The sequence below is a fragment of the Blautia coccoides genome (assembly GCF_034355335.1).
GTDB lineage: Bacteria > Bacillota > Clostridia > Lachnospirales > Lachnospiraceae > Blautia > Blautia producta.
Window position 1 is genome coordinate 4,597,689 of sequence record NZ_CP136422.1, and the last position, 18,214, is coordinate 4,615,902.

14 protein-coding genes are annotated in these 18,214 nt (G+C 46.8%); 2 read left to right on the plus strand and 12 right to left on the minus strand.

Annotation, left to right across the window (positions count from 1 at the left end; translation table 11 throughout):
• Positions 1-58: 58 nt before the first annotated feature.
• Positions 59-1,546, plus strand: coding sequence for a 4-alpha-glucanotransferase (gene malQ / locus BLCOC_RS20675; protein WP_115623226.1), 1,488 nt, complete (start codon positions 59-61; stop codon positions 1,544-1,546).
• A gap of 6 nt (positions 1,547-1,552) precedes the next feature.
• Positions 1,553-2,185, plus strand: a complete 633-nt coding sequence (locus BLCOC_RS20680; RefSeq protein WP_115623227.1) for a sugar O-acetyltransferase — start codon at positions 1,553-1,555, stop codon at positions 2,183-2,185.
• On the opposite strand, the gene BLCOC_RS20685 is transcribed toward BLCOC_RS20680, so the two are convergent.
• The 12 genes from BLCOC_RS20685 to BLCOC_RS20740 form a co-directional block, all read right to left on the minus strand.
• On the minus strand, positions 2,160-3,011 hold the full coding sequence (locus BLCOC_RS20685; protein WP_115623228.1) for a metallophosphoesterase: 852 nt from the start codon (positions 3,009-3,011) through the stop codon (positions 2,160-2,162). The genes BLCOC_RS20680 and BLCOC_RS20685 overlap by 26 nt on opposite strands.
• Before the next feature lie 79 nt (positions 3,012-3,090).
• Entirely contained in the window at positions 3,091-4,140 is a 1,050-nt protein-coding gene (gene rsmH / locus BLCOC_RS20690) for a 16S rRNA (cytosine(1402)-N(4))-methyltransferase RsmH (protein WP_115623229.1), read from the minus strand.
• A 14-nt stretch (positions 4,141-4,154) separates the two neighbouring features.
• The gene (locus BLCOC_RS20695) at positions 4,155-5,231 is read right to left on the minus strand and encodes a Gfo/Idh/MocA family protein (protein WP_115623230.1); all 1,077 of its coding nucleotides are present in this window, start codon (positions 5,229-5,231) and stop codon (positions 4,155-4,157) included.
• Positions 5,232-5,243: 12 nt separating this feature from the next.
• Positions 5,244-5,627, minus strand: a complete 384-nt coding sequence (locus BLCOC_RS20700) for a VOC family protein (RefSeq protein WP_029468186.1) — start codon at positions 5,625-5,627, stop codon at positions 5,244-5,246.
• Between the two features lie 270 nt (positions 5,628-5,897).
• Complete coding sequence (locus BLCOC_RS20705) at positions 5,898-6,716, minus strand: Rpn family recombination-promoting nuclease/putative transposase (protein WP_165907179.1); 819 nt, start codon at positions 6,714-6,716, stop codon at positions 5,898-5,900.
• A 230-nt stretch (positions 6,717-6,946) separates the two neighbouring features.
• Positions 6,947-8,341 carry a family 43 glycosylhydrolase gene (locus tag BLCOC_RS20710; protein ID WP_115623231.1) on the minus strand — a complete coding sequence of 465 codons (1,395 nt, stop codon included), beginning with the start codon at positions 8,339-8,341 and terminating at the stop codon, positions 6,947-6,949.
• Between the two features lie 17 nt (positions 8,342-8,358).
• Positions 8,359-9,195, minus strand: coding sequence for a carbohydrate ABC transporter permease (locus tag BLCOC_RS20715; RefSeq protein WP_115625454.1), 837 nt, complete (start codon positions 9,193-9,195; stop codon positions 8,359-8,361).
• 2 nt (positions 9,196-9,197) lie between these two features.
• Complete coding sequence (locus tag BLCOC_RS20720; RefSeq protein WP_115623232.1) at positions 9,198-10,082, minus strand: carbohydrate ABC transporter permease; 885 nt, start codon at positions 10,080-10,082, stop codon at positions 9,198-9,200.
• A 151-nt stretch (positions 10,083-10,233) separates the two neighbouring features.
• Complete coding sequence (locus BLCOC_RS20725) at positions 10,234-11,571, minus strand: ABC transporter substrate-binding protein (protein ID WP_029468183.1); 1,338 nt, start codon at positions 11,569-11,571, stop codon at positions 10,234-10,236.
• 199 nt (positions 11,572-11,770) lie between these two features.
• Positions 11,771-13,372, minus strand: coding sequence for a response regulator (locus tag BLCOC_RS20730; RefSeq protein ID WP_115623233.1), 1,602 nt, complete (start codon positions 13,370-13,372; stop codon positions 11,771-11,773).
• Complete coding sequence (locus tag BLCOC_RS20735) at positions 13,347-15,173, minus strand: cache domain-containing sensor histidine kinase (RefSeq protein WP_018598554.1); 1,827 nt, start codon at positions 15,171-15,173, stop codon at positions 13,347-13,349. The genes BLCOC_RS20730 and BLCOC_RS20735 overlap by 26 nt, the downstream gene beginning before the upstream one ends.
• Before the next feature lie 82 nt (positions 15,174-15,255).
• A complete protein-coding gene (locus BLCOC_RS20740; RefSeq protein WP_115623234.1) occupies positions 15,256-18,084 on the minus strand; it encodes a tetratricopeptide repeat protein in 2,829 nt (942 codons plus the stop codon).
• Between the last annotated feature and the right edge of the window lie 130 nt (positions 18,085-18,214).

Below are 18,214 nucleotides of genomic sequence, written 5' to 3' on the forward strand. Positions count from 1 at the left end.
CGGGATGCCTATGTCAGAAACAGCCGCCGGTATTGAATAGAATCAGGGGGTTTTACCTATGAGAGAAAGCGGAATCTTACTTCCCATATCCAGCCTTCCGTCAGACTTCGGAATCGGCTGTTTTTCAAAAGAAGCCTATACATTTGTGGACCAGCTGGCAGCTGCCGGACAAAAATACTGGCAGATCCTGCCCCTTGGCCCCACAAGCTACGGCGATTCTCCTTATCAGTCCTTTTCCACCTATGCGGGCAATCCGTATTTCATTGACTTGGAGGTCTTGATCCGCCAGGGTGTACTGTCACAGGAAGAGTGTGATACTGCCGACTTCGGAACGAATCCGCGGGCCGTGGACTACGGCAGGATATACAAAGCCCGTTTCAAGCTTCTCCGCATGGCATATGAGCGAAGCGATATCACACAGAATCAGGATTTCCTAGCTTTTTGCTCCGAAAATTCCTGGTGGTTGGAGGATTATGCCCTCTTCATGGCAGTGAAGAATTTCTTTGAAGACCAGTGCTGGGACAAATGGCCGGAGGATATCAGAAAGCGATATGGATTTGCTCTGGACTATTACAGGGAAAAATTGTATTTTGATATTGAATTCTATAAATATATGCAGTTCCAGTTCACATGCCAGTGGCAGAAGCTGAAGTCCTACGCAAACCGGAAGGGAATCCGGGTCATCGGAGATATTCCCATCTATGTTGCCTATGACAGCGCAGATACCTGGGCCCATCCCGAACTCTTCCAACTGGACAACGACAACGTGCCCACAGCGGTAGCGGGCTGCCCGCCGGATGGTTTTGCCGCGGACGGACAGCTCTGGGGCAATCCTCTTTACCGCTGGGATCATCACCGGAACACAGGTTTTGCCTGGTGGATGGAGCGACTTTCCTACACCTTCCGTCTCTATGATGTGGTCCGGATCGACCACTTCCGGGGATTTGATGAGTATTTCTCCATTCCTTACGGGGATACCACAGCCTGGAACGGACACTGGGAAAAAGGCCCCGGAATTGAGATTTTTAACAGGATGAAGGAAGTCCTGGGCTGGAGAGATGTGATCGCGGAGGATCTTGGTTATGTGACGGACTCTGTGCGCCATATGGTATGGGAAAGCGGGTTCCCCGGCATGAAGGTCTTTGAGTTTGCCTTTGACACAAGGGACACCGGCTGTGCCAGCGACTACCTGCCCCACAATTATCCTGTCAATTCTGTGGTCTACACAGGAACCCATGACAATGCCACATTAAACGGATGGTACCAGGATATTTCAGAGAAGGAAAAGGAGATGCTGCGGGATTACCTCCACGACTACACCACTGCGGACCGAAGTCTTTACTGGGAGGTCATCTGCCGTGTAATGGGAAGCTGCGCACGCCTGTGCATCATTCCTATGCAGGATTATCTGGGTCTCGGCAATGACTGCCGCATGAACACCCCGTCTACTTTGGGTGAAAACTGGAAGTGGCGGCTTCTGCCTGGTGAATTTTCACAAGATTTACAGAACAAGATACAGAAAATAACAAGAATTTATGAGAGGTAACAGATCATGACACAAAAAGAACGTATGCTGAAAGAAATGCTCTATTACCCGGCAGATACTGTGCTTGCCGGGGAACGTGCAAAGGCGAAAGAGCTTTGCTTTGATTTTAACCAGTGCCGCCCTTCCCACGGAGAAAAGAGAGTTGCCATTTTAAAGGAACTGCTGGGAAAGACCGGCCAAAATGTATGGATGGAACAGCCCATCTACTTTGATTACGGCTGCAACACAGAAGTGGGAGAAAACTTCTTCGCAAATGCCAACTGCGTTATTTTAGATGTTGCAAAAGTAACCATTGGAAAAAATGTTATGTTTGCTCCCAATGTCTCCCTCTACACCGCCGGCCATCCCCTTCACCCGGAAACCAGAAATTCCGGCTGGGAATACGGCATCGGGATATCCATCGGCGATAATGTATGGGTAGGGGGCAATGTGGTCATCAACCCGGGCGTACACATCGGAAACAATGTGGTGATCGGCTCCGGAAGTGTTGTCACAAAGGATATCCCCGACAACTGCGTCGCTGTGGGAAACCCGGCCAGAGTCATCAAAGAGATCACGGATGAGGATAAAAAATATTATTTTAAAGACCGCCTCTTTGAGACCGGCGGAGAGATCACAGATGGATCTCAAACACCGTGATCTCTGGGACTACACCAAAACGGGCGGAAATATGGGTAGTCCCAAGCCCGGTATTCACATACAGCTTCTGCGTTCCCTTCTCTCCTACCTGATACATTCCGCCGCTGTATCGGGAGGAAAGGGAGGTTGCCGCCACTGCTCTCTCATTTACAAAGGGCAGAAACGGAATCCTTATCTGCCCCCCATGGCTGTGTCCGCTCAGTATCAGCGGATGGCCGGTGTCCCAAAACTCCTGGACACTGTCCGGCTCATGCGTCAGAAGTATCTTAAAATCCACGGCTTTTGCTTCGGCAATATCCGGCATCAGCGGCTGCCCCAGCAGGGAATCATCCAAGCCTGTAAACAGTATTTTTTTCCCATTCTCCATGGTAATGGACATATTCTCATTTTTGAGTAATGTAAATCCTGAAAGTTCCATGATCTCCTGATATTTCCTCACCGCACCGCCGCCATAGTCCCGATTTCCCCATATGGCGATCTTTCCATATTCCCCATGCAGTTTTTTTAATGCAGAAATAACGTGGCTGTCATCGCTGTACTTGGCATAGTTATCATATAAATCTCCTGTAAAGACAACAAAATCCGGTGACTGCCGGTTGACCCTATCCACTACTTTTTCCAGATTTTTGTAAGTGTAGTCTTCCTTTATATGAATATCTGATATCTGAATGATCTTTACAGATACTGAACCGCTTCCCCCTTCATTTATGGCAAAGGTATTCGTGGTTATCCGAAACGGTTCTATCTTAAACGCATAAAAAATACAGCCTGCTGTCAGTAGAAATAACAAACAAACGGCCAACAACAGCCTTTTCAATATTCTCATGATTCTTAGTAATTCCTTTCTCTCAGACTATCCTGTTAAAGGATAAAAAGAGTTGTGGCAGCCATGCTGCAAAAAGCTGTTATGCTTTGACCGCCCAGCGCATTTTTGTGGACCTTGCCCGGGGATTTCTTCTGCACTCTTCTGCGGACGGCCGTATGACTTCTGTGGATACTTCCCTGTATATTCCGGCTCTACAAAGCTGCTTAAAGGATTTTTTCACAAGTCTGTCTTCCCCTGAATGGAAAGTCAAGATTGCTGCGCGTCCGCCCTCTTTCAAAACATCAGGGAGCTTTTCCAGAAAAGCTTCCAGCACTTCAAACTCACTGTTCACATCTATTCTGAGAGCCTGAAAGGTTCTCTGGCAGGATTTCTTCACAACCTCCTCCCGCTCCTTCTCCGGTACTCGTATAAGTGCTTTCTCAATGACCCTGCGAAGCTGTGTGGTGGTGGACACCTCATTTCCTTTTTTTAATTCCTGCATAACGGCTCTTGAGATCTCCTTTGCAAAAGGCTCATCGGAATTCTCTGCGAGCATTCCCTCCAACTCCTCCTGAGACACCTCTTTCAAACGCTGTGCCGCGGAAACACCCTTTTGGGGATTCAGCCTTAAATCCAAAGGCCCGTCCGTTTTATAAGAAAATCCCCGGTCCGGGTTGTCTATCTGCATAGAAGAAACACCCAGGTCTGCCAAAACAAAATCAAATCTTCCGTTCTGTTCTGCCACCTGGTCAATATCCGCAAAGTTTTTCTGTATGATGGTGAGGATCTCAGGACCGTACCCTTTTTTCTGCAGCCGTTCTCTCGTCTTTTCCATCTCAATGGGGTCCACATCCAGGGCATAAATATGGCCTTCCCCCTGCAGGCATTTCAGCATTTCCGATGTATGCCCGCCGTATCCAAGGGTTGCGTCCAGGCCTGTCTGACCCGGCTGTATCTGCAGAAAATCCATGATTTCCTTTACCATAATGGAGATATGCATTCCTGCAGGCGTACTGCCCTTTTCAATGACCTTCCGGATGGTATCTGCGTATTTTTCAGGCTGCAGTTCCTTATATTTTTCTTGATAATTTCTGGGATGCGTGCCTTTGTAGCGGACACGGCGCTTATGCTGTTGTTCTTTCTTTTCCATTGCTGCTGCTCCTTTTATTCTGTCCAACTGTGGCTCTGAGTCCTGATACTTTCCCCTGACCTGACAGCGCTTCTTATCATGCAGTCCAGATACTGATCCTGGCAGCCCTCCTCCAGGGAATAAAAGCTCTCGCCGCCGCATACATACTGGTGCATTTTCCATACTGCATCTGCCACGGCAGTCTCCTCATCACTGAGTCTCGGCCTTCCGAACGGATTGTGATACAGCCATTCTCCTGCTGCCTGTATGCCATCTATAGCAGGGGCACCCAGCCCCTCGTCTATTCCGGAACCGCTTCTTGTCATTTGGTATTCCACCGGGGTTTTGTGATCCTTCAGACAGCGGATGGTATTGTTTTCTATCTCTCCCCTCTCACCGCGGATCAGCACTCTGCTGCCCCGGATTTTCGAGAAGTATTGTTCCTCCGTGAAATCAAACACACCCCATTTGCCGCCAAAATCAAGCACCGCAAACTGCTGTCTGTCCCGGATGATCCGCTCTTTGTCCGGATATCCGGCGCGTCCCGGGCCTTCCACAATGGGATTTACAAATTCCCACGCCCTGATCTCACAGTTCTCGAATCCCACATCCAGATATTTTCTGAGAAGGCTGACACCGTGATATCCATGGCCCACGGAAACCTGCGCCTGTGTCACACTGCCGATCCTCCCCGATCCAATGGCCGCCAGCCTTGCCATATGGGCCGGCCGCAGCCAATACTGCTCTGCAAACTGAACCTTGGACGGTTCTTTGATCCTGTGATAATATTCTTCAATGGCGTCCACATGCTCCAGCGCAAAGGTCTCACTGAGCACATAGAACCCCAGCCCGGAAGCCTTTTCCAGCATCACTGGCATGACATCCGGTGAGAGGCACAGGACCACAAATTCCACCTCTTCCCTGCACTTGGCAAGCGCGTCCAAATCAGGAAGGACCTTAACGCCCCACTGCTGCTCCAGCCGTTTTGCCTTTTCCGGATTCCGCTCCACCACAATGCTCACCTTGAAAAATTCCGGAAGCTCTTTTGCCGCTCTCAGAAAAAATTCAGCCCGCCATCCAGCGCCCACAATCCCAAATACCGCTCTTCTCATACTTTTCTCCTCCTACAGGATCTCACAGAATTCGATCCTTTCCCGGTTCGGTCCCTCAACGATAAAAAATTTAATTCCTTTCTCCCAGAAAGGAAGGCTGTTGATCCCGGGAGTCAGCATGGTATATCCCTCCTGTTTCATTTTCTCATACAGCTCTTCCACATGTTTTGTGTCAAGGGCAAAATGATCTACACTGCCGTCACGCTCCAGTGCGGCACCGTTTTCATATATCTCCAGTGTAAGATTTTCATATCTGAGGAAGGCCACAGTCTCTGCCCCGTTTTTCACCTGGTAAATATTTTCAAACCCCAGCTTTTCATAAAATTCCAGACTTTTTTTCAAGTCATTTGTAGGGATTCCAATATGCTGCAGTCCTGTTACATAATTTTTCATCATATGCGTTCTCCTTTACTTATGTGATAGTCTCATGGTTCACATTTACTATATATTGTTTGCTGTTTTATCTCCAAAGACGATGTACGGGTGCTGAACGATCACTTTTATACTATCATAATTCAGGGAAACTGGCTATCAGAATTCCTCTGCCCATTATATGAAATTTTAATCATAGGGTTTGTTATATGCCTGATACGGCATAGAATTGTCAGATAGGGATGCCGCGGACAAGTGACCGCAGCATCCCTTTTAGATATTTTTTAAGACTATTCAGATCTTATCTATTTCTTTCATAAAATCAGTAATAGACTCCGCACGTGCTGCCAGTTTCAGATATTTTGAAAGGGTATCCGTGTTCTGCTCATTCATGATCTTACTCCTGAGTTCCTCAGGCACAGAACCTGACTCCTGCAGAAGAAACAAGATGGATTCCGCTTTACCTTCTGCTCTGCCTTCCGTTCTGCCTTCCGCACGTTCATCTTTCAACAGTTCTTCCAGCAACATAAACTTCTCCTCCATTTCACGGCTGCTTCTGACCTCTTCCATGGATTCCTGGATCTTCCTGATAAAACTGTCCTGATAATCCCTGTTACTGTCTGATGTGTCAGCCCTGACAAATTTAAGAAATTTAACAAGTTCTTCAGGCGTCTCTGCCTCATTATCCCCGCATGTACACAAAAAAATAGTCGTACTTCCGTCTGCAATGGATAATCCGGTCTCAGCGCAGATATTCTCAAAAGTATAGCGGTATTTTTTCTGCCCAAAGGGGTCAAAATCACAGATAAAAATCACATAGGCTGCAGGGAGTTCCCTGTAGTCCTCACCGGTCAGTAAAAGTTCCATATCCATTTGGCTGTGATAATATCTGGCCCTTTTGCCTATATGGGATTTTTTTGCCACCTGCATTTCCACATTATAGTGAGTCCTGTTTTCATCCCGGGCGATAATATCAAGCCGTATCCCCCGGTATTCCGGATGGTAGATCATACTTTTTTCTTTGCTGATCTCCACCTTCTCGATGGGAAATCCCACTGCCATCTCCAGAAAATCACGGCAGATTTCCTCGTTCACCATAACTGCGCCAAACATAAAATTATCCTTAAATAAAAGCTGTGCCAGTTTTCTGTTTTACTTCATATACATCCTCCGCACAGGCAGAGGAATTCTGTTTTGATTATAGCACACTCTATTGAATTATTCCATATAAAAATCAGCATTTGCAAATTGTATATAACAATTTGTTATCATTTACAGCCACTGTCCCGAAAGGCATTTATCTCAAAAAGATGCTGCGCGAAGTGAATCTAACGTCTGAACTGTTACGCCTGATCCAGTCCTCTGGCAATGGAAATATTTCTGATCTCCATCGTGCCGTCTGTGACAAATACACTGAGTGCATCCCCCGGCTTCTCATAGATTCTGCTGTTAAGAGCTACTCCGTTCACATATAATGTCACGATAGTATCATCCAGTATCATCTGCACATGGTATGTCTCACCTGCTCTAAGAGTGATCGGCCGTTCCAACCCTATGTTCATGCATCCGAACCAGGGCCAGTTTGGATTCTTTTCAAACACATATTTATTTTCCCCTACAGGGAAGATGTACTGGTAAGACTGCGCAGTCTTTTCATTCTCCAACACACGGATACCAAAGGATCTGGTACCCTCCGAAAATGTAATATCAGCTTCAAACGAGTATAAATCTCCACACGCCTCTGCCAGTATCTTTTCTGTTCTGGCATATGGGCTTTCCAGTTTCACATCGGAAAGACTCTCCCGATCCCCGAAAGCCTCCCAAACAGTATCCGGTATCTTTACCCCCAGGGTTCCATCCTGCCGCTGGTATATCTCATGTGCCACAAAGGTTCCTGCCCACTCAAAGTTTTTCCGGTCATCACAGTCCTCTTTTGTGGGAACCCAGCCAAAGAGGATTCTCTGTCCGTTCAGACAGAACGTTCTTCCCGCGTAATAAGCCCTTCCGTCAAAGGCGTCGTCCACAGGAGCGATCCACGGACCCTCCAGACTCCTGCTCATACGGTAGATGATCTTATTTTTATCGCTGTATTCAGAGATGATATGATACCACCAGTCACCGATTTTGAATAAATCAGGCATTTCATGCATGGTGTACAGACCGGGTGCCCAGAAATCCCCTTTGAATTCCCAGTTTTTCAAATCCTTTGATGTAAATTTCACCGTGCGGCCTGTCTGCTCTGTCTTGGGTCCAATCTTTCTGGCGCCTAATATGAGCAGGTATTCCTGCGCCTCCTCGTTCCAGATGACAAAGGGGTCTCTCCAGTCATCCGGGTCATATCCCTCCTGAGGGCAGAAGGTGAGGGCTTCCTGGGTTTTCGTCCAGTGGCGAAGATCATCACTGACCGCATGCATCAGTACCTGGGATGCTTTTCCCTGTGCGGGATAGTCCCGGTTATATCCTGTGTAGAAGATGTGAAACTTTCCTTCTGCCTCAAATACACTGCCCGCAAAAATGAACTGATCCTGTTCCTCATCTGTCCCTCTGGGCACAGCCACGCCGCAGTCCTCATAATCCACAAAGTCTGAAGTAGTTGCCAGATCCCAGCCAAAGGGTTCTCCAAACGGCCCCGGCTTTCTGGTATCCCTCTGATGATAAAGATAGAATTTATCCTTATATCCAAAGGGCATACAGTCTCCAAACCAGGTATCCGGAAATTGGTAATAAAGTTTATTCATGATCAAATCCTCTCTTTCTAGCCTTTGACAGCTCCGGCTGTCAGTCCGCTTAACATATATTTATTAGTGAAAAAGTAAAACAGGAATGTGGGCAGCACTGTTACCGTGATGGCCGCAAAAGTCGCGCCCCAATCCGTAGTTCCCATAAATCCCACAAAGTCGTTCAGCCCCAGTGTCACGGTCTTCATATCTGTAGAACGCGTAAATGTGTAGGCATTGATAAAGTCATTCCAGGTAAAGACACCCTGCATGGTTGCCACTGTCAGGATGGAATTTGTAGACATAGGGAAAATAATCCTGAAAAATGTCTTCATAGGTGTACAGCCGTCTATTATGGCTGCCTCCACTATCTCATCCGGCAGGAATTTACTGAAAGAGTAAAAAAGCTGAATGGAATAAGAAAGGGAAAACGCGATCTGGGGCAGTATGATGGCCGGATATGTATTCAGCATGTTCATCTTGCTGAAAATGGTAAACAGGGGGATCAGAGCCACCTGAAACGGCAGCATGAGTCCCAGAAGGAAATAAGACAATATTTTCTTGTTTCCTTTAAACTGTATCTTACTCAGAGCAAACCCCGCCATAAAGCTTATGAGCAGCAGAGGGATCAGCACGCCCACTGTGATGATTATGCTGTTTTTAAAATAGGTCAACATTGGGCTTGTGGTAAATACCTTAATATAATTACTAAAGTCAACCGCCCTTGGCAACGCATAGGAAGCCAGGTGCCGGAAGTCATCTGTTGTCTTCATACTGGACATGATAACATAGAAGATAGGATATACCTGGAAGATCAGCAGCAACGCCCCTGCAGCCACTTTGCATCCGGTAAACAGATTCTTTTTTGTCTTCATATTCATGCTTCCTCACCTCTTTCCGTAACTCTTCTGAACACAAACCCAACCATCAGACAGATCGCCACGATTGCCATGGCCACTGCGCTTCCGTAACCGTATTTCATACTGGAAAATGCCTGCTTATACATATAGGTAGACATCAGCTCCGATGAATTTCCGGGACCGCCCTTTGTCAGAAGGAACGAAATATCAAAAGAGCGCAGGGAGCCGTTCAACACCAGCACACAGTTGGCAATGATAACAGGTCTGATATAGGGAATCTTCACATGTCTGTAAAGCTGTATCACATTGGTGCCGTCCATGATCGCTGCTTCCTCCAGTTCCTTCGGAACTCCAATAAGAGCCGCATAAAAAATAACCATATAAAGCCCGAGGTACTTATATCCCTCCACAAATGCCGCAACCAGAAGGGAGAGGGAGTCATTGGAGATCCACTCCATATAGAGGAGATCCTGGTTAAAAAATCCCAATACCGAGTTGATAACTCCGGGCGGTGTGACAGACAGCAGCTTTGTAAATATCTGGCAGATCGCCACGGAAGAGATCACCACAGGTACATAATATAACGTCTGCAGTCCTGCCCTGAATTTTGTCACTCTGCTCAAAAAGATGGCAAACAGCAGTCCGCCGAATACCTGTATCAGAACACAGATCACTGTATAGATCAATGTGTGTGCAACCGTTGCCCAAAACGTGGGGTCATTTGTAAAAAGCTGCAGGTAATTCTTCAGTCCTAAGAAGGTCTTTTCCCCTACGCCGCTCCAGTCAAAAAGGCTGTAATATCCTGCCCAGACAACAGAGACTACCACAAACAAGGTGTACACCATAAATGCCGGCAGCAGGAACATCATGATCACTTTTTTACGTCCAAACGATTTTTGCATAATATCTTCCTTTCTCTGTCATATGCCCCGAAGCGCTTCTGAAAGAATTCACTCATCTAGGCATTTTTAGGCAGAAAATGAGACAGGCGCCTGATATCCAACGTTTTGTTTGAATGTCTGACTAATATCCTGCACCTGTCTTCTGCAATTCTTATTTACTGTTATTGATGATAAACTGGTCTGCTGCTGCCTCAAATTCCTCAGGCTTTTCCTTTCCCTGCGCTAATTTCTGCTGCTCATCCACCAGGTTTGTAAGGGTAGCTGAATCCAGTTTGTCATCCCAGGATACCCAAGCGTCTGTAGCTGTCTCGAACAGAGGCTGCAGGTCATAGAACATCTGGTCTAATCCTTCCGGGATCTCGTCATTGAAAGGTGAGAAAACCTTTGCATCGTTATAACAGGAGTCCGAATAATTCTCACACATATACTGGAAAAATTCCTTCATAGTGTCATCATAAGTCTGGGCATTGAAGGCTGTTCCGAACCCGCCGTGAATGGGAATATTTGTTTCCATATTCTCCTGGCCCTGCACATCCGGCACCGGGAAGAATCCAAGTTCACCCTTGCTGTACATCTCACTTGCCTGGGAAATCTGTCCGGAGCCGCTGTACCACATACAGCCGGTGCCGCCAAAGAACAGGTCAGTGGCTGCAGTGTAATCTGTACTCAGAAATCCACCCTGGAAATACCCTTCCGTACCCAGTGTATAGAGCAGATCCACACCCTCTTTTGCCGATGTATTTTCAGAAAATGTCTCTTTCTGACCAATGTAATCCATAATAAACTGGTCTTTTGTCATACGCCACGGCGCGAAAGAGAGGTATCTCATAAGCTGCCAGTTCTCTTTTCCTGCCACAATGAGAGGAATCTCCTCCTTCTCCTTTAAAGTCTTGCAGACATCCAGGAAATCATCCCACGTCTTAGGAACATCCAGACTGTATTTTTCAAAAATGTCCTTTCTGTACAGGAAGAACTCACAGTTCAAGCTCTCGGGAAACAGATATACATTGCCGTCTTCCGCATCCTTAAAAAAGTCGTACACAGCTCCGTTCATATCCCCTTTCATGCCGATACGTTCCAGTTCATCTCCAATATTCACGATCGCATCAATATCCTTTGCCGCACTGGAGAGCGCGCCGTTGGCGCATCCATAAATATCTGGCAGCGCATTGCTGTTAATATAGAGCTGAAGCTTTGTCACATAGTCCGCATCGCTGCTCACAAGCTCAAATTCAGGTGCCTCAAGTCCCTTTTCCTCACTGAATTCAGTCAGCAGCTTTTTCAGGATAATATACTTTGTGGACGTCTCACTGCACCGGAGAAGCGCTGTGATCTTTTTCCGTTCCCCCGAAGATTTCTCTGTGGAATCCGATGTCTTTTTTCCTGTTTCTCCTGTCTGTGAAGCACTCTCTCCCCCGCATCCTGCAAGCAGTGTGGAAAATGCCATCACTCCGGCCAGTGCCAATGCCGCGATTTTTTTTGCTTTCATACTTTTCCTCCTTTGAGATACCAGTTTGTATTTCTCTCTTGTTGATATTCATATTATAAATTTTTCAACTAAAAATCTATATGCGAAAAAATGGTAAAAACCGGACATTTGGAAACAAAACCATAAAAAAAATGCGCACTCCTGATTTCAAGTGTGCACATTTTTTCTATTTTCTGCCCCCGGCGGATATTTATCCCTGCTAAATCCTGCGGTACACATTGGGCGTCACGCCATATTTTTTCTTAAAGACACGAATAAAGTAACTCAGATCATGATATCCTACCATCTCCGCCACCTCATATATTTTATAGCGGTTCTCGGAAATGAGCTGCTCTGCTTTTACAAGTCTGCAGTCCAGCAGGATCTCCAAAAAACTCTTTCCTGTATTATTTTTCAACAGCCGGTTGATGTAAGTCTTGCTGATCTTAAAATATTCGGCAAGGGAATCCAGGGAAAGATCTTCCCTGTAGTGCTCTTCGATATATTTTAAAATGCGCTGTGCTGTCTGCTGGTTCCGGTCCAGCTTCACACCTCTGTTCTGGTCAGCCAGGAAGCTTATGGATTTCTTCAGGTATTCCAGCAGATCACGGCGTGAATGGCAGGAATACATTTTTTCAATACTCTCTGTCAGCACAGATGTCTTCTCCACAGCAGATCTGAACCTCTGTGATTCGTGGCCGAGATATTGGAAACAGCTTATCAGCAGTTCCATAGCCGCATACCTCATAACATCCAAGTCATCACAGCCCTCAAATATCTGTCCAGCAAAATTTTTAGCTGTCTCAATGTTTCCTCTTGCCACCTCTGAAAAAAGCCGTTTTCGTTCCCCCTCGGTGATATTCCATGTATTCATCCTCACATCGGCAACATCCGTATACTCCAGAATACTGGAATCCTCCCCCATATATACACACTGCTCACATGCCTCCACCGCCTGCTTATACGACATGTTCACAGAATAGGGGTCCGTCTGTGCAAGGCTGATGCCAAAGGAGATATCCCCCATTGTGATGTCCTTCATATTTTTCTGGATTTCTTCACAGGCCTGTACGCAGTGGCTGACACAGTCCCTGGAGTCCATAGATTTGGGATATACCACAAGAAAACAGTATCCCAGGGTATCCGTCTCAGAATATACCTGTACGCTGGTCTGCCTCAGAGATTCCTCACAGATATTGCATACTACAAAATCATACAGCCCCGGCTCCAAATCGGCTGTCTGCCCGCTTCCGGTATTCTGAATGCGGGCGTAGACAAAGACATACTGTTCCATTCTGATGCCGAGAAGCTCCATACGCACAGCCATATCTCTCTGATCCCGGAGTCTGCCATATATCAGATCCGAGATGAGCTTGCTCCTCACCATGGGCAGCGTCTGTTGATATCTCCTGCGCATCTCGGAATAATCTTTTTTTTGTTTATTGCGCAGTCGGATACGGCTGCAGACCTTTTCAACGACTGCATGCATCTCCCTGAAGTTCACGGGTTTGAGCAGATACTCACAGACTCCGATGCGCAGTGCCTGCTGGGCAAAAGAAAAATTGTCATACCCTGTCAGTAGGATGATCTCTGTATCCGGGTTGTCCTTTTTCACCTGCTCTGAGAATTCCAGACCGTTCATGCCCGGCATTTTAATATCGCTCAGGATAATATCCGGGTGGTGTTTCGCCGCAAGTTCCAAGCCTTCTGCCCCATCCTCAGCGCTTCCCACCACACAGCAGCCGTAGGTCTCCCAAGGGAAGGAACACAATCCGTCCAGTATAATATATTCATCGTCAAGAATCAGAACTTTCAAATCCATCTTCAGGTCCCCTCTCCACTAAATTTTCCGCCCTGGCGTATACTTCATCTGTACTCATTTGGAAGGGTATCCGTATGGTGATACAAGTCCCTTTGCCGGGGCTTGACTGGATAGTCAGCCCATACCCTTCCCCAAACAGATATTTCAGTCTCTGATGTACAGCATAGACGCCCAGTCCCGTGTGAGCCGTATTGATATCCTGCCTGTCAGCGCCTCCCGGCTCCGCAAGCAGTGCCTTTCTTGTCTCCTCCGTCATTCCCACACCTGTATCTGACACACGAATGAACACTGTTTCCCCTTCCCTGTGCCCCTCAACTGTAAGCTCCGCCTTCTCTCTGCTCACCTCAACACTGTGGACAATGGCATTTTCCACCAGCGGCTGTATGGTAAGCTTTGGAATAAGCTGCCCGTAAATCTCCGGCTCTATGTCAAAGATGACTTCAAAACGGTCACGGTACCGTGTCTTCTGTATATAGAGGTAATCCTTCACATATCTCAGTTCCTTTTCCACAGTAAAGACAGCCTCCTTGTTGCTGATGCTGATACGGAGCAGGCTGCTGACTGCAGTGATCATATCGCATATGTCATCCTTCCCTTCTTTATGTGCCATCCAGTTGATAGTATCCAGGGCATTGTACAGAAAATGGGGATTGATCTGTGCCTGCAATGCCTTAAATTCCATTTCTTTATTCAGAACACGGCTGTGCGCGATCTCCTCCAGCAGCTTTTCCACTTTTTGAATGGTAGAGTTGAACACCTGGTTCATCTCTCCGAATTCGTCCTTCCGCTCCTCCTCCAGGCGGACCTTAAAATCACCTTTTGAAAATTTTTTCAAAGCCCCCACTGTACTTGTAATAGGACGGACAAGAAGATACGACATGATGACTGACAGGGCGAGACTCAGTAAAATACCCAGAACAGCCGCCACAGCCGTTCCGGTCTGCAGAGGCATGATGGATTTACTGATCTCTTTGTCCGGAAGGATCCCTATGGTTTTCCAGCCTGTATACTCAGAGACCTGATATACCACCTGGTAAGGGGCATTGTCGATCTCATACCTGAAAGAATCATCCCACTTTACAAACAGATCATCTGCCCGGTCTGTCAGCTCTGACGGCTCCCCCAGTATGATCTCATTATTGTCATCCAGAAGGATGATCTTTCCTGAGGACGCAAAATCCACATTGTGCTGAATGCGCTCCAGTGCCGACAGGCGGATGGAGGTGCGCAGGATTCCCAAAGACTGCATGGAGAGAATATCTTTGATTTCTTTCACCACCTGCAGGCTGCCGCTGGTGCCGATATCGTTGACGCATACAATAGCTCCCATACGTTCCCGGGCTGTCTGCTTTAATTCCTCCGTATTCGGCAGATCAGGTGCCTGATAGAGAATAGAGCAGAAATATTCCTTTCCATTTTCTCCGTATATCTCCATATCTTCCATATGGATGCTGTTGAACATCTGTACCATCAGCCGTTTTAATTTTCTGGTTCCGCTGTAATAGCCCTCCTCATCCTCCCCCGGTTTGCCATAGATCAATTCCTCCTGCACCGTGGGATTAAAGGACAGGTAATCCAGCTTATTATAAATCAATTTCATGAAGGAATCATAGTTCTCCGAAATCTGCTTAATGGTCTCCTCTGTCTGCATCACCGTCTTTTTTAAGATGATTCCCGACGCGATATAATATGTTATTCCTCCTGAGATCAGAGAGATCAACAGAGTGACCAGCAGACAGGAAAGAAACATTTTGTTAAAAATCCGCATATCCTTCATTCTTTTTTTTATTCGCAAAAACATTTTCTATCTCTCCTCAATACCCGGGTCGTTCCGCCTTATCCGATACTGCCGTTTTCCCGTATTCTTCCATATTCACCCAATATTACCGCAGCACTTTTGCTGCCCTGAGACTGGCCCTTGTCTCCTCCAGCATCTTCAGCTCCTCCGCTGTCATATCCTTCTGCGAAAAGATTTCCGCCATACGGAAGTGTTCCAGAGCCTTGTCCTCCTCATGTCTGGACAGGGCAATAATGGACATACAGCACTCCCCCACAGAGCGGAGCCAATAGGTGCCGAATTCATCGTAGATCCTGGCGCTCTTTTTAAAATACCGCTCTGCCTCCTCATAGTTTCCCTGCAGATATAAAATATAGCCGTAATCTTCATAGAACAGATCCAGGCTTTTGATCACCCGCTTTTCCCGGCAGAGACAGATGGCCTTCTCCATGATCTTTCCGGCCTTTTCATATTCTCCCCGCCGCCTGTAAATAAGGGCCAGATAGTCATAGGCACCCGCCACATTAAAGTAATTGGCCCGCTTCATTTTAGGACTTTCAAAGAGCTGGATGGATGAGCGAAGCAGCTTTTCCGCTCTTTCATACTCTCCCTTTTGAATATTGCAGTAACCCTCCAGACGCAGAAGTACGCCTCGTTCCCTGGCATAGGCCTCCAGATCCTCGATGGATTTCGCTTCTTCTATATACTTTTCCATCCACTCTACGCTGCCTTCCTTCAGGCCGTAGCAGATCAATTCCACATAACCTTTGAGGAGCATATCTATCCGATCCAGCTCACCGGCACGGCTCATCATCTTCCGGATATACACGATTCCCTGCTCACGCTTGCCGTCCCTTGTAAGAGAACGCCCGGCAAGGAAATCCAGCACCATATGCAGCTCCTCGTAATCCCGGAAATCCACATCGTCCTCCATGGCTTCCAGGTGCTGGGTATACTCCTCCATATCCTGATAAATCCTTTCCCTGTCAAGTCTCATACTCTTCCTTGTATCCTCATCATTGACCACAGTAGGAAAAAATTCATCATAATAGTCCAGTACATACTGCAGATCCATAATATTATAATAGAGCTTTTCATACTCACAGTCCGTAAAACTGTAATGATACCGCAGCTCAGACAGATAAAAATATTCACTTTTATTCCTCTGATATATTTCTGTATAATACCGGATCGCCAGTTTATGAAGCTCCAGGCGTTTAAAGCGGGAGATCCGTCCATAGATCATATCACGCACCATTTTTTCCCGAATCTTCAGCATTCTGTGTTTCCCCGCATCGGTCTCCGCAAGCAGTCTTCTGCGCATGAGAAAATCAAGGATCTTCATCACCTTCACAGGGGATTCTTCCAGCATGCTGCCAAGCTGCTGCACATCTGTTCCATGCTCCATCACGGACAAATACTCCAGATATTCATACTCCTCCTGGCAGAATCCGGAAAACAGCCGTTCCATTGCCCTTTCCGTATCTGGAAGAAACTGAAAATATTCTTCTGTCCCCTGGCGTATATTTTCCACCACATCTTTCAGAAATCTCAGGTTTCCCCCTGTATACTCATAGATACTGTGGGAGGATAGTTTTTCCGGAAATTTTTCTCCCAGCGCATCCACCAGATAGGCCCTGCCCTCCTCCTCTGTCAGATGGGGGAGTCTCACCACCCTGACCCGGGAGACAGCTTCCAGACGTGCCAAAAGCTGGGGCTGTGCCTGAAAATTAGGGCAGTATTCCATTAAAATGAAGAAGTCTCTCCTGTACCGCTCAAAAAAACAGGAGATGAGCAGATTGAGGCTGTGTTCATCCACAGATTCCATATTTCTGAGCAGCAGAATATATTTGCCCTCCTTCCTTCTCACAGATTTCATCAGCATCTCCATGCGGTTCCTATAGCAGATATCGCTGTGGCCTCCCAATGATTCAGGAATTTCCTGGGGGAGTGCTATGCGGCACCGGTCACATATCTGTTCCATCACCTTCTCCACCGCCAGATATGCCACCTGCTGATCGGACACCTGGAATTCCACGGAGATAACCTTTGCATTTTCCATGCTTTCAATAAAGGTTTTGAGGACCATGGTCTTTCCCATTCCTATACTTCCGCAGAGCATACAGATATCTGCGTCCTCCCTGCGGCTATATTTCAGATACTCCTTGGTAAGCTCTGCCACTGCCTGCAGATGCCCTCCGTAGAGACTGCCGTCCCCTTCTTCCTGACGCCGTTTCCGCATGAGCAGAATTTTCTCATACTGGTCTTTTGTGTGCTGTTCCGGTTCCACACCCACATCACTTAGCAGGCTCTCCGCAAATCCCGTATAGACCAGAACTGCTCTGTTGTAATCCCTTCTGGCCGCGTAAATCTGCATCAGTGCACAGCAGGCTGTCTCCCGATAAGGGTCCAACAGAAGAATTTTTCTCGCATAGCCCTCTGCGGCTGTGTAATCCTCTCTCTCCATACATTTTTTCATAGCCGGAAGAAAACGGTCCACAAACAGTTTTTCATATACATTCTGGATACTGGTGACCCACTTTTCAAATCCGGCACAGTTTTTCAGATGAAACTTATCTAAAAAACAGCAGTTTTCCATCTGCAGCAGATATTTCTCTGCATTGTCCGTAAGAAAGACATCTGTATCCCTGACCAGTTCTACTTTTGGATCCAGCTTAATATATTCCTTTCCCATGGTCACCAGGACACCGTCTCCCAACAAAGTCCGAAGCTTATACAGACTGTTTCTCAGATTCCGCCTGGCACTCTCCTCCTTTTGCTCCTCCCAGAACAGGGATACCAGTTCATCCCTGGAACAGCTCTCATTGAAAAGCAGATACAAAAGCAATGCCTGAATCTTTTTCTGCGGGATCACTACCCGGACACCATCCCTGATGATCTCCGGCTTTCCCAGAAAACGAACCGTTATTTTCATATCTTCATCCTTCCCCCTCTCTGATAAAGCTCATGACACTTAAACTTTGTTAATTTTTTCGCACATTAAAACATCTGCCTTACATTATATCTGAAACTATTCATTCCGTAAAGAATTCATCGGCAAATTT

Excerpts from the sequence above, each read along its gene's own strand:
- malQ (WP_115623226.1), top strand. The coding sequence starts at position 59 with ATGAGAGAAAGCGGAATCTTACTTCCCATATCCAGCCTTCCGTCAGAC.
- BLCOC_RS20680 (WP_115623227.1), top strand. The coding sequence starts at position 1,553 with ATGACACAAAAAGAACGTATGCTGAAAGAAATGCTCTATTACCCGGCA.
- BLCOC_RS20685 (WP_115623228.1), bottom strand. The coding sequence starts at position 3,011 with ATGAGAATATTGAAAAGGCTGTTGTTGGCCGTTTGTTTGTTATTTCTA.
- rsmH (WP_115623229.1), bottom strand. The coding sequence starts at position 4,140 with ATGGAAAAGAAAGAACAACAGCATAAGCGCCGTGTCCGCTACAAAGGC.
- BLCOC_RS20695 (WP_115623230.1), bottom strand. The coding sequence starts at position 5,231 with ATGAGAAGAGCGGTATTTGGGATTGTGGGCGCTGGATGGCGGGCTGAA.
- BLCOC_RS20700 (WP_029468186.1), bottom strand. The coding sequence starts at position 5,627 with ATGATGAAAAATTATGTAACAGGACTGCAGCATATTGGAATCCCTACA.
- BLCOC_RS20705 (WP_165907179.1), bottom strand. The coding sequence starts at position 6,716 with ATGTTTGGCGCAGTTATGGTGAACGAGGAAATCTGCCGTGATTTTCTG.
- BLCOC_RS20710 (WP_115623231.1), bottom strand. The coding sequence starts at position 8,341 with ATGAATAAACTTTATTACCAATTTCCGGATACCTGGTTTGGAGACTGT.
- BLCOC_RS20715 (WP_115625454.1), bottom strand. The coding sequence starts at position 9,195 with ATGAAGACAAAAAAGAATCTGTTTACCGGATGCAAAGTGGCTGCAGGG.
- BLCOC_RS20720 (WP_115623232.1), bottom strand. The coding sequence starts at position 10,082 with ATGCAAAAATCGTTTGGACGTAAAAAAGTGATCATGATGTTCCTGCTG.
- BLCOC_RS20725 (WP_029468183.1), bottom strand. The coding sequence starts at position 11,571 with ATGAAAGCAAAAAAAATCGCGGCATTGGCACTGGCCGGAGTGATGGCA.
- BLCOC_RS20730 (WP_115623233.1), bottom strand. The coding sequence starts at position 13,372 with ATGGATTTGAAAGTTCTGATTCTTGACGATGAATATATTATACTGGAC.
- BLCOC_RS20735 (WP_018598554.1), bottom strand. The coding sequence starts at position 15,173 with ATGTTTTTGCGAATAAAAAAAAGAATGAAGGATATGCGGATTTTTAAC.
- BLCOC_RS20740 (WP_115623234.1), bottom strand. The coding sequence starts at position 18,084 with ATGAAAATAACGGTTCGTTTTCTGGGAAAGCCGGAGATCATCAGGGAT.